The organism is Kosmotoga pacifica (assembly GCF_001027025.1).
In the GTDB taxonomy this organism is placed as follows: domain Bacteria; phylum Thermotogota; class Thermotogae; order Petrotogales; family Kosmotogaceae; genus Kosmotoga_B; species Kosmotoga_B pacifica.
This window is the reverse complement of record NZ_CP011232.1, coordinates 723,740-736,184: the sequence shown is the minus strand read 5'-3', so window position 1 is coordinate 736,184 and position 12,445 is coordinate 723,740. Positions and strand designations below refer to the sequence as shown.

Annotated in this window: 8 protein-coding genes and 1 tRNA gene; 4 read left to right on the top strand and 5 right to left on the bottom strand. The window is 39.4% G+C overall.

Translation table 11 applies throughout. From position 1 onward, the window contains the following. Positions 1 to 7: 7 nt before the first annotated feature. Positions 8 to 463, bottom strand: a complete 456-nt coding sequence (gene brxF / locus IX53_RS03470; protein WP_273229750.1) for a BREX-3 system P-loop-containing protein BrxF — start codon at positions 461 to 463, stop codon at positions 8 to 10. Positions 464 to 797: 334 nt separating this feature from the next. Here brxF and IX53_RS03465 point away from each other — a divergent pair, with 334 nt between their 5' ends. Continuing rightward, on the top strand, positions 798 to 3,131 hold the full coding sequence (locus IX53_RS03465; RefSeq protein ID WP_047754171.1) for an AAA family ATPase: 2,334 nt from the start codon (positions 798 to 800) through the stop codon (positions 3,129 to 3,131). Positions 3,132 to 3,685: 554 nt separating this feature from the next. Here the strand turns inward: IX53_RS03465 and IX53_RS03460 are convergent. Next, complete coding sequence (locus IX53_RS03460) at positions 3,686 to 4,096, bottom strand: hypothetical protein (RefSeq protein ID WP_047754170.1); 411 nt, start codon at positions 4,094 to 4,096, stop codon at positions 3,686 to 3,688. Between the two features lie 2,136 nt (positions 4,097 to 6,232). Here IX53_RS03460 and IX53_RS03455 point away from each other — a divergent pair. Beyond that, positions 6,233 to 6,730, top strand: coding sequence for a GNAT family N-acetyltransferase (locus tag IX53_RS03455; RefSeq protein ID WP_082128456.1), 498 nt, complete (start codon positions 6,233 to 6,235; stop codon positions 6,728 to 6,730). A 520-nt stretch (positions 6,731 to 7,250) separates the two neighbouring features. Beyond that, positions 7,251 to 7,940, top strand: coding sequence for a rubredoxin (gene rd, locus IX53_RS11205; protein ID WP_047754169.1), 690 nt, complete (start codon positions 7,251 to 7,253; stop codon positions 7,938 to 7,940). Positions 7,941 to 8,731: 791 nt separating this feature from the next. On the opposite strand, the gene IX53_RS03440 is transcribed toward rd, so the two are convergent. After that, entirely contained in the window at positions 8,732 to 10,564 is a 1,833-nt protein-coding gene (locus IX53_RS03440; RefSeq protein WP_047754167.1) for an ABC transporter substrate-binding protein, read from the bottom strand. 224 nt (positions 10,565 to 10,788) lie between these two features. Continuing rightward, a tRNA-Val gene (locus IX53_RS03435) sits at positions 10,789 to 10,863 on the bottom strand. A gap of 154 nt (positions 10,864 to 11,017) precedes the next feature. Here IX53_RS03435 and IX53_RS03430 point away from each other — a divergent pair. Continuing rightward, positions 11,018 to 11,224, top strand: a complete 207-nt coding sequence (locus IX53_RS03430; RefSeq protein WP_047754166.1) for a cold-shock protein — start codon at positions 11,018 to 11,020, stop codon at positions 11,222 to 11,224. Between the two features lie 21 nt (positions 11,225 to 11,245). Here IX53_RS03430 and IX53_RS03425 read toward each other — a convergent pair whose 3' ends face one another. Then, positions 11,246 to 12,433 (bottom strand): pyridoxal phosphate-dependent aminotransferase, encoded by a 1,188-nt coding sequence (locus tag IX53_RS03425; RefSeq protein ID WP_047754165.1) that lies wholly within the window; start codon positions 12,431 to 12,433, stop codon positions 11,246 to 11,248. Positions 12,434 to 12,445: the final 12 nt, after the last annotated feature.

The following is a 12,445-nucleotide window of genomic DNA, read 5'->3' as shown; positions in this document are numbered from 1 at the left end:
AATGAATTCAGCTCTCTTCACAAGAGCTCATTAGAACTATTTCGTCTTCTAAATAACCTTCAAAATATTCCGGATGTCCTCTTTTTGCGTGCAACAATTTGTTTTCAATAACCTCGCCAGGCCATGTAGCAATAACAGATTTTTTTCTAGCAATATTTCGTAATGCCGAAAGGGCGTGAAGCTTTAATTCAGGTTCAAAAAGAAGCTCAATATTATCCAGAAGCAAAAAACTATTCCCCATTTCAGGAAGCTTATCGAAGAATTTCATAGCACGATATGGTCTGTCCATCTTTGGTATTTCCAAGAGCGCTTTGCTCAATTCCATGTTGGAATTTATGATAGGCTCATTGAGCTGTTCTGCAATTTTCTTCAAAGCTTTTGTTTTTCCAGTACCATGCTTTCCAACAATCAGATAAAGTCTGGTTGGACTACTATTTTCCAACTCTCGAACAAAGTATTTCAATTCATATTTAATTTGATAATTCAAGTAACTCAATTAGATCACCTGTAATCAAAAGTATCAATCACATATAATATTTTACATCTTTAGCCACATATTTTAAAATGTAAACAGCAAGCGAAGATTGATTTTTCTTTTTTGAGTCGTGAGTAACATCAAAGAACTCAAGGATTGAATATGAACATATTCAGGTGACTTAAACAGTAAGTTTAGAAAATAGAAAAAGCACTTTTAGGAAAAAATATATCTGATAAATGAGTCAGTTTTTGTAATCACCCGGTTCAAAAACCTATTAGTTCTAGAGAAGAAAGGAGTAACGGGAAAAGGAAGTGAGAATATGATTAAACGAATCATAAAAATTAGAAACATAGCCGTTTTCAAAAATTTTAACGGTGAGAAAATTCCTGAATTTGGAAAATATAATATTTTTTACGGTTGGAACGGGTCTGGTAAAACCACGATTACTAGAATTCTATCTGCTTTTGAAAAATGCGAGTTGGGTAATCTTAAATTAGAGGATGATTCAACTTGCATCATCGAAACAGATAATGGTGAATTGAGATTGTCTAAGAGTGAGGTCATATCAGATGTGCTTAAAAACAATATAAGAGTCTTTAACGAGGATTTTGTGGATGAAAATCTTGATTGGAAAAGCGGAAAAGCATCGAAGATATTGATAATAGGCAAAGAACACTTACAGCAAAAGAAAGAACTAGAAGAAACAATAGAAAGTCTAAATGAAAAAAGAATAACGCTTAATAAGAAACAAAAAGAATTTCAGGCGAAGGTAAGAAAGAAAGATAAAATCTTAAAAGAAGCTCGTGATGAAGTAAAGGAAGAATTAAGATTCATCGGTGACGTCAAACCAAAAAGTGGGCATGCTAGGGATTATATAAATTATACAGTGAGAGATGTCGAAAAAATCTTGACAAATGAAAAAATACACCTTCTTACATCTGAAGAGTTTTTGAGACTTAAAACCTCTTTAAGTGAAAAAGAAGCAAAAGAGCTTATTTCCGTTGTAAAAATCAACTTGGAGTGGCTGGATCAGGTCAAGGAAAATTCGAAAGAAATATTTGAGACGGTAATTCCGAAAGAAGGAGTGAGCCTACTGCTAGATTTGCAAGCGGACGAAGAACTAAAGGAATGGTTAAGAGTTGGCTATGAAATGCATAGGAAAAAGACGCACCCAGTTAGGTGTGCATTTTGCGGGAACCTAATTTCAGAAGAGAGATTAAGAAAGCTGGGAGAGTATTTCAATGATGTTATAAGAGAATTAGTTAAGGAAATTGAAGAAGTTGTTAGTATTATTGATAACACCTATCAACGTGAAACTCTAAGTTTACCTTTAGAAAAAGAACAACTATATAATGAATTTCAAGGAGAATTTTTAGATTTAAAGGATCAGTTTGCCAGAAACGTGAACCTAATCAGACAAGAATTGAACAACCTTAGAAAGAAATTACTGGCCAAAAAGAATAATCCATCCCACGAAGCCACCTTTAGTTTTGGCAACATCGACAAAGCGAAATCAAACATAGAAAATATCGTTGTTCGAATAAATGAATTAATTAAAAAGCATAACGAAAAGACGGATTCATTCAAGGAGAAAAGAGCAGAAGCAGCTCATAAATTAGAGCTGGCTATTATTAGTAAATATAATGATGATTATATTGAGAAAATAAATGAATGTAGAGATATGAGTCAAAGTATTGAATTATTGGATGATGAAGTAGCAGAGTTAGAGATTAAACAGAAAGACTTGGAGCAGAAGCTTAGAGACCACCACTTTGCGGCTGAGGAGTTTAACAAACTTTTGAAATCCTTTTTGGGAAGGGATGAAATAGTTTTAGAAACAGTTGAAGGTGGTTATGTAATTAAAAGAAACGGCAGAATTGCAAATAATCTGAGCGAGGGTGAGAAAAATGCAATAGCGTTAATCTATTTTTTGATTAAATTAAAAGAGGAAAATTTTAATCTTAGAAATGGAATAGTAGTTATTGATGATCCTGTTTCTAGTTTTGATTCGCAAAATCTTTATAATGCTTTTGGCTTTATCAAGGAAAAAATCAAAAAACTAGGGCCGAAACAAGTTTTCATCTTAACACATAATTTCCCGTTTTTTAGACTTTTAAGAGGATGGATGGAACATGAAAAAAAGAAAGAACGTTGCACCCTCTACATGATAAGGTCTAAAATAGAACCTAATGAGCATCGTTATTCTATCATAGATGAGTTAGACGAATTATTAAGAGATCACAATTCTGAATATACCTATCTGTTTAAAATAATCTACGAAAGAGCGAATACTCAGAATAGCAGTATGGAAAAGGACTATATTCTTCCAAACTTAATAAGAAAATTCTTAGAAAATTATATCTCGTTCAAAGTCCCCATTGGTGGGATGCAAATTCATAAAAAACTAGATGAATTGTATAAGGATCACCCAACGATCAGTATAGAAACTAAAACCCGTATTGAAAAATATTGTCAAGATCAATCCCATCCATTGTATCAAGATAGTCCAACTGATTTTGATGAATTATTGCTTGGGGAGATTCAATCAATATGTTCTGATGTAGTCGAGTTGGTAAGAGAAACAGATCCAGAACACTTCCGGCATTTGGTAGATGAAATAAACAAATCCAGGAATAAAAAGACAGAAAAATAGTAGGATCAAGAAAAGGTGTCTTAGCTTTAGGCAACACCTATTCGGTTTCTCCCCGTTTCCTTTGGGAGAGTTTTTTGTAAGTGCGGTTTTCCCACATACGGCTTCCCTGTTTGCTTCGTGCCAAGGGTTACGTAACCTATCAGTCTAGAAGTGCTTTCGAGATGTAATATCGTATTTCGTAGTCGTTGTATATTCCTGAACCCTTCTGGGTCAAAAATTTATAGACTTTATAAAGCTTGTTGGTAATTACTTGGCGATTGTTTGGCAATTCTGGTGATTATTTGGCAATAAGTAAGATGATGAATGAATCAGCTAACATGAGGGGAATACTCCTGGAGGGTCTATTTTTTCGTTAGCGTTCTTGGTTTTATTTTAGCGTTTACATATGGTCTCAAAGGTCGAAAATCTACTGGTTTTATACAGAATGCTGGGTTTTTACATTGCCAAAAACACGCTGGACCGAAATTCGAATAACTTTTTAGTATTTGTATTTGTAGTACGGATATATTTATAATTCTGGGGTATATCTACTGTCAAACGAACTGATGCAACCTTTACTCTTCATTTGCTTCCTTGTACTTGATAGAAACTTTGACTTTAAAGAAATTCATACATTTTCTATAAATCCGTCTTCCTTTTGGAGAACCTTCATGCCCTTGACACAATTTTAAAGTTTCTAATTCAGTTTGTCTTTTTTTGACCATCTCACGAAGTATAGAGCCTATGGAAAAACCACCATTATAACAGAGGGGATTGCTGCAGTCTATGTACTCTCCCGGAAAATATTGTTTTCTATAGGTACGTTTACGGTTCAACTCACTAACACCATGCCCTGTTTCCTCAACCTCAACTGTTAAATCTTCTATTTCTGGAAAAGCTTCTTCAAAACTAACTTTCTTGGAATATAAAAATTTGCTTTCTCGAAACACATCTGAAGCCTTTTGTCTTCTATCCCTCTTCGACATTCTTCTTCTCCACTTCCTTTATTCATTCAATCTGCTCATGTTCTGAGTTACGTCTGGAAGAAGTCTCTAGAAAAAGTAAATATCTAAAATGAGGCTATTTCTTATAGTTTTGTGAGGTGATTTTATGCAGTATGTTTGCTCGAGCGGAAAAAATAGGGACAAACACATGTGTCTAGAAAAGGCATTTATCTTTATCTGAAGCAAATACCATTTTTTAACCTCCAAGCCCGGTGATCCAGTAGTATGCGTACTAACGTGTTAATGAACTAGCCTGTTTTCTAAACAATGAAGGCAAGCATTATTTTCGCGTCTGTCATTATTTTTTCTCTGGTTAACTTACCTTATCTCTTATGACAAGCTTCACAGCAATAGTAGCAACCATCTACATTGTCATAATGCTTTTTTGCTTCTTTGATGGCATCCTGACAGTTGTTAAAATAACCTAAATACTCTCTGTTATTGATATCTGGCAAACGCTTGCAATCCTCCGTATGCACCTCATGTTCGCCAGTGTCTTGAGCGTTCTTGTTAACGTAATAGTGCTTGTAATCTGCTATAGATCAAAAATCACCTCCTAATTGAAAAATGGGTGTAAATCTACAAGAATGAAAAGAAATTATTTGATCTACGCCGACAGAATGGAATTTGAATCTTTTCTTTTTCTCTAAAAATTATATCACACAAAAGTAACAATCAAAATGAAATAAAAATAGTAAGGCCAAAAGATGACATCTGAGATTTAGACAATGCCTATTTGGTTTTTCCCAGTTTCCTTCGGGAGTGTCTCACTAGCATTACCGTGCTCAGGTTTCCATCTTCCAACCAAATCCCTCCCTGCCTCTGGAAGGTTCAGCCTTCGCCTTGGTATATATCCTCTGCCTCAATTTTTGCATGGTGATAGGCGTTTTCCTCTTTTTCGCCTCTGCTTTTTGTTAGAGGAACTACAAACAGCAGAGCTCCTTCGCTCCAGAGGCATTACCCTCCTTCATCACTACTACGAACCCATCCGCTACCCTCTCATCTTTCAATCAATTTTCCGTTTTGGTTATATGGCCTAGCTTTCTCAAGAAATTTCTCTCAGGGATGAGGAGGGCTTCTCCAGTTGCATCGTGCACCCTTGTATTCGCGCCGTTGCTACCACCCCGCCGGAATGAATCCACGTTTCAGCCAGTTTTCGTGAATTCACGCTGCTTTCGTCTCTGTCCCAAAAACTCGGTTTCCGGGGATAAGAGTTTCGAGGCTACCTGAACGTTAACTTTCGTTACGGTCCAGATACTCGTTCACCATCCATATGATGGCTTTGTCGTCAGTCTTCAAGAGTTCAGTTTCCTTCTCCCTTGCTGACCAAGCTACAAGGTTCTGGCTTTTGCCTTGGTGGGTTTACTCCCCACTGAATGCACTTGCCTTTTCTAGACACACGGGACAAATACTGCTTTCTTGCTGTCTCAATCATTAAAAGAGATTATGTTCAAAACTGGCTGTTGAAATTTCTTTCATCAATAGATATTGAACAACACGTGACAGACACCATTTTTACCTTTGGTAACTGATGCTGAGCGACGATGTACATCAAGCACTAGCGAGTTTGGTGCTTACGGAGGTTTTAACAATTGACTCTCTTATGTAAATTGTAGTTATAAACTATTAATCTGCACTGGTCAAGTCTGCAATCTTAGCTCCCGATGTCGAAATTCTGGAGTGATAATAGTAGAAAAAAGAATCTGTCAACTCCTTTTCCTTTTTCAGCTTCCAATATCTTTGATATATATTGTGGGGTATTTTTTCATGTGTATCATGTGTATAGGGATATAGAAGTAATCATATGACTGAATATTTTTGCGCAGTATGTTTTGCCGTTCATTATAATTTATGTTATAATTATCTCGGTGAAAAGCAAAGCCATGATTATTATACCGTGTAAAAGGCTAAGCAAAAGGGATATGAGTTATACTTATTTTCATTCATCTCAAAAATCACTCCGGCTCAAAAAAATTAAAGATGTTTACATTTAAACACTTGTTTGAATATTTGCACCTGATATATTACGGCTCGGTTTAAAAAAATTATGTGTTCTATAAGTGAAAATTTAACTTAATGACTATATGAAGAAAACTACGAGGAGGTGTTGCATTACAGATGGTGACTATTGATACTAAAACTGCAGTAGATATGTATCTTATTGAAGACAGCAAAGATTTCAATGAAACTGTAAACAAAGAAAAACTTGTAGCGTTTCTGCACGAACATCTTGGGAAATACGGTGATCCCAAAGAAGATATTGAAAAATCGATTGATTACGCCCTCTCCGACGAAGAAGGGATGGGAGGATTTATTCTTGTTGCGTGCAAAGAAGATGAAATAGTTGGTGGGCTTGTTATAAATAATACCGGTATGGGGGGATATATCCCCAAACACGTGCTTGTATACGTTGCTGTTCATAAAGAAATGCGCGGAAAAGGCATCGGTGGAGAACTTGTGAACAGCGCTCTCGAACGCTGTGATGGTGATGTAGCACTTCATGTGGAATATGATAACCCTGCCAAAAGGCTTTATAAAAGGCTCGGATTCAAGTCCAAATACGCTGAGATGCGCTATCATAAAAAAATAGAGACAATAAAAAATGATAAAAAATAATAGGGTCAAGAAATCTCGCCTTTGGTTTAGGCGATACCCAAAAATAGGAATAGGGACACAAAAAAATAGGAAAAAAATAGGGGACAGACACCTTTTTTAGTGTCTGTCCTGTGTGTCCAGGAAAGGTAAATGGATTCAGCAATTCGAGAGTCAAGATCCGGTGACCGAGAACCGTTTGCCATTGACTGTTTACCGTCATCCGATAAGAGCCCCTTCTTAGAAAGAGCGGATCTAGGGTATGGAAAACCCAAGAACTGGAAACTAACAACTATCAACCAATAACTAATTAGATAATACCTATCCGGATTCTCCTCGTTTCCTTCAAAAAGTTTTTTGTACATACGTTTTTTTCTTGCATACAGCTTTCCTTGCTGCTTCGTGATTTTCGCTAGTTTGTGGTCATTGAAGATGAAGGATTTAAATATCGAAGAGGACGATGATGTAGAATTGTAAATGAGATGTCCTCTGCAATGGGCAGAGCATTTTTGAATTACTTGAGGAACCAAGGGGAGGTAAAAAAATGGATTATGAGGCTTTGTTCAAAGTCACTTACGGCATGTATGTGATCACTTCGAAGACGGATGAGAAGAAAAATGGGCAGATCGCTAACGTTGTGTTCCAGGTTGTAGCCGAACCACCAACAATAGCGATCTGCATAAATAAACAGAACTTAACCCATGACATCATTCAAAAAAGTAAAGTATTTGGAATTTCAGTCCTGTCCCAAGATGCCCCATTAAAACTTATAGGACTCTTTGGATTTAAGTCCGGAAGAGAAATAGATAAGTTCAAAGATATAAATCACAAAGTAGGGGTAACCGGGGTCCCGCTGTTGAAAGACTACTGCATAGCGAACTTAGAGGCGAAAGTGGTAAATGCAGTAGATGTTGGTACCCATGTGGTTTTTATGGGAGAAATTGTTAATGCGGAAGTTGTCGATGAAAAAGAACCTATGACATATGCCTATTATCATGAAATTAAGGGCGGGAAATCTCCAAAAACTGCACCAACATATGTAGAAGAGAGAAAAGAAAATAAAGGCAGCGGCAAGAAAAAATACCGATGCAAAGTATGTGGTTACATTTATAACCCAAAAAACGGTGATCCGGATTCTGGAGTAGCCCCTGGAACCCCTTTTGAAAAGCTGTCAGATAACTGGGTATGTCCCGTATGTGGTGTTGGAAAAGATGAATTTGAAGAGATACGGTAAGCACGCTGGCGCGTGGGTAGGCCCGGCTATGCTAGGGGTAAGCCTGACTTCGTCAGTGGTGACCACTCTTTCGGAGTGGAAAAAAACAATAAAGACACTTGCGAGGATAATAAAAACCCGAGATTCGAGGACCGAGACTATAGAAAATCGGGTATAGGATCTAGGGTAAGACCGGCTGCGCTGGGGTGCGCACTCATTTGAAGTTAATGCGATTGATTTCACTGGTAAGACGCGCCTTCAGTGGAATATGCCTTTAATTAACGAATAGCGGTGAACGGTCAACGGCATTTGGTAAAAATAGGGACAGACACCTTTTTTGAATGAAGATAACCCATTTTTTAAGACAAAACATTAGGCCAAATTACCTCAAATTAAGATATGCAGATAATAAATTATAGACATCATTGCTTTAACAAATGTTAGTTGGTTTAAATGAGAGAGAAGGACTTTAAGTTAATAAATTTCTGGACGCCAACTGGATGGGAACTTGGGCATAGTAATGCTAGTGAAACACTCCCGAAGGAAACGGGGAGAAACCAGATAGGCATCACTTAAACCCAAGGCGCCATTTCTTGACCCTACTTGTTGTGTTATGAGATATTTTTATAGTACTTTATTGGCTTATCCTTATATTTGACCATACTCAGGAATTGGGTTTTTATTGAATCCTTATTTAACAATGTATCATAAAAAAGCGAAGGATTGAATTTTGAATTCAATCCTCCGCAAATTTGTTCAAATACTGTTTAAGTGAAACACAATAATGCAAATGAACGATAGAAAGCTAGCGATCACTGTGACTTGGACAACTCATAGTAATTTGTTCCTGACCTCATGGGGTGGGGATACCATCCCTGTACCCAGTCTCTCTCGACATGGAAGCCAAGGGGCATGTATAGAGGCACACTAAGCGTGTTATCAACAGCTATCTGCTGTATTTCCTTGTAAAGCTCTTCGCGTTTTGCTGGATCTGTTTCCGTAACAGCAGCGTTTATAAGCTCGTCAATATTGGCTTTAGCAAATTCAACAAAAGCCGTACCCTGTCTGGAAGCATAGATACCATAGCTAGCATAAAATGTCGCAAGGAAGTTGTGAGGATCAGGGTAATCAGCCAGCCAGCCTAAAATGAATGCGGGCATAAGGCCATCTCTCTGGGCGTTAAAGTATGTTAGCCAATCCACACCCTGAACGTCTATGTGGAACTTCGGGTTGAGAGATTCGATGTAGAACTTGAACATTTCGGCAGCGGTCTGTCTGGCTTCGTTACCGGTGTTGTAAAGCAGAGTCAGTGTGAAACCCTTCTCCCAGAGCTCCCCATTAAAAGCCTGTTGAAATTCGGAAGCTGCCGCAGTTAGATTCAGTTCTGGTACAGGAAGTGTTTCATCATATCCCAAGTAACCTTCAGGAAGGTCTGTCGGAACGAGTTTGCCGTATCCTCCAAGAATTTCATCGATGAATTTTTGCCCATCATAGCAATAGTAGAATGCCTTCCTAACGTGAACATCACTGAAGAAATCCGGAGGAATTCCATTGCCATCAAGTTGTCCACTTCCAATATATGGACTTGAAGGATCAATCGACCAGTTGAAGTGGAAGGAGGTGATGGCTGATGTCGGGTATCCGTCGATTATTCTGACACCGGGCATACCCACGACCTGATCCTTGTACTGTGTGGGAACATAGACGATGTCAGCGTCGCCAGCCTCGAGCATGGCTTTTCTGGTGGAGTATTCATCGATACCCCAGATGATGACAGTCTTCAGTTTGGCCGGACCTCTCCAGTATTCGTCAAATCTTTCGAGGATGACCTTCTGCTGTGCCCTGTCCCATTCGACAACCTTGAATGGACCGGAACCAGCGTCTACACTGTGGAAAGGTGTTTCTTCTGGCTGCAGGTCGTGCCACTTCCACCAACCATCAGCGTTTCCGTCCCAGGCACCGTTTTCCTTGGCCCAAGTGGAGTCAAGGATTGCACTCCAGCCAGCGTAGTGGGAAATGATCCACATGAACGGAGCGAAGGGGCCATGGAGTGTGAACACGACATTGTTGCCATCGACTTCAATGAGAGGATCGATGACTTCGTTGTAGAAAGCGATGAGCTTCGCTTTGGCCTCTTCAGAGGTGGGTTCCCTGTTTTCATCGACAGCATCGGAGTAGGCCATACCTGACCAGGCTTCGAACCAGTCTTCCAGTGAAGCGTAGTCTCCACCGGAGAGGGCTTCGATGATCATCCACATGGGTCCACCAGCAGGATCGAAGAGGATTCCTCTTTCAAAACTGTACTCGACGTCATAAGGAGTGAGAACGTTTCCAGTATGGAACTTGACGCCTTCCCTTATGGGGAATACGTACTTCGTACCGCCATCCTGGATGAGTCCATTTTCCAGTGTTGGAACCTCGGTCGAGATCATGGGCTCGAATTCCGTTACGGAATCGCCCTTGTACTTGATGAGGTTGTCGTACACGTTGAGGATGACTCCGCCACCGGCGGTTTCATAACAATAGTGAGGATCAAGGGTTTCCGGTTCCCCAATGGTCAGAGTTATAAAAGTCTCTGGATCGAAGGAGAACGCAATAGCGGAAACCAGCAGAACAGAAAGAACGAGAAGAAGTACCTTCTTCACAACAACACCCCCTTACAAAAGGTTTAATCACAACATATATTATAACCATTTTAATGAATAAAATCAAATGACCTTAATCTGAAAAACTCTTCAAAAGAGGAAGAAAGATTAGAAACGTTTCACCTACTTCCATATTTCATGTAAGGGCTTTAAGAAGCAGTACATAGAAAAGGCTGGAGAAATGCTGAACCTATTACAAAAAAGGGAGAGCTTCACTCTCCCTCTGGTGGGTGCGGCAGGGATTGAACCTACGACCTCTTCCTCGTCAAGGAAGCGCTCTCCCACTGAGCTACGCACCCTTATGCGATAAATATTCTATCATCACCTTCAAAAAGTGTCAAGCGCCTGCATAGATTTCAAGGAAAGCGGGTAATTGATTCTATGTCTATTGTGTTATAATTAAAATGTCCGTGAGGACAGTAAGGGCATCAGCCGGTTAGGAGGAATACAGGAATGAAAGGTACAGTCAAGTGGTTCAGCGGAAAAAAAGGTTATGGCTTTATCACAAAGGATGACGGTGAGGACATTTTCGTACATTTCAGTGCGATTCAAATGGAAGGATTCAAGACACTCAACGAGGGACAAAGAGTTGAATTCGAGGTGGAAGTTGGTCCATCTGGCCGTCCTCAGGCCATTAATGTGAAGGTCGTGGAAGAATAATAGGAGGCGCCTTGGGGCGCCTCAATTATTGTTGTATTGTTCTATACCTTTTCTGATCAATTCACAGGCTCTTCTTAGTTTTTCCTTTTCTAAGACATATGCTATCCTTATCTCTTTCTTGCCGCTTCCTTCGGTGGCATAGAAGCCAGAAAGAGGGGCGACCATTACAGTTTCGCCCAAATCATTGAAGTCAGTGAGCATCCATTTGACAAAAGATTCAGCATCATCCACCGGAAGGCCAACAGAAACGTAGAAAGCACCTTCCGGCTTCGTTAAAACTATTCCAGGTATCTTTGAAAGTTCTTCGTATACCACATCTCTCCTGTACTGGTATTTCTCCTTGACTTTATCGGTGTAATCTTTTCCTAGTTCAAGGAGTCCGACTGCACCGAGCTGTGCAATAGTTGGAGGGGACAATCTCGCCTGAGCAAATTTCAGCGATGCATCTAACACTGCCTTATTGCGAGTCGCGAGTACTCCTATTCTTGTGCCACAAGCGCTATATCTCTTTGAAAGGCTATCCGTCATAATGACACGATCACTGTCATAGTATTCGAGCAGCGATATTGAGGCTCTTCCATCGAAAGCGAACTCACGATATACTTCGTCAGAAATAAGAAATAGATCGTGTTCTTCTGCAAGTTGAATCAAAGTGTTTATCTCTTCCCTGTTAAGGACAACTCCAGTTGGATTTGTGGGGTTCGAAAAAAGTATAGCTTTTGTTTTATCGGTAATTACTTCTTCGAAGCTTTCCTTTGGAGGTAGGCGATAACCGTTTGTGACCTCCGACCTTACAGGTACTAGTTTTATATTCAAGAGGCTAGCGAATCCCTTGTAGTTGGCGTAGAAGGGTTCTATCACAACGATTTCGTCGTCAGGGTCTGCTATCGATGCCATAGCGAAAATCACGGCTTCACTACCACCGTTTGTGACAATGACCTCGTTTTCATCGAGCTTAATACCCAGAGATGAGTAATAATTCAAAAAGGCATGGCGTAGTTCGAATGTCCCGGCTGAGTGAGAGTATGCGATAACACTCTCCGACTTTTCCTTGACATACTTGAAGAATATCTCTGGCGTGGGTATATCAGGCTGGCCTATATTGAGGTGATAGACCTTTATACCCTTTTTCTTCGCAGCTTCAGCATAAGGGACGAGTTTTCTGATCGGAGATGCGGGCATGCTTTCCGCCCTGATCGAAATCCTCATGGTAAACCTCCT

Coding starts and splice junctions, on each gene's coding strand:
- IX53_RS03425 (WP_047754165.1), bottom strand. CDS start 12,433: ATGAGGATTTCGATCAGGGCGGAAAGCATGCCCGCATCTCCGATCAGA.
- rd (WP_047754169.1), top strand. CDS start 7,251: ATGGATTATGAGGCTTTGTTCAAAGTCACTTACGGCATGTATGTGATC.
- IX53_RS03455 (WP_082128456.1), top strand. CDS start 6,233: ATGGTGACTATTGATACTAAAACTGCAGTAGATATGTATCTTATTGAA.
- IX53_RS03430 (WP_047754166.1), top strand. CDS start 11,018: ATGAAAGGTACAGTCAAGTGGTTCAGCGGAAAAAAAGGTTATGGCTTT.
- IX53_RS03460 (WP_047754170.1), bottom strand. CDS start 4,096: ATGTCGAAGAGGGATAGAAGACAAAAGGCTTCAGATGTGTTTCGAGAA.
- IX53_RS03465 (WP_047754171.1), top strand. CDS start 798: ATGATTAAACGAATCATAAAAATTAGAAACATAGCCGTTTTCAAAAAT.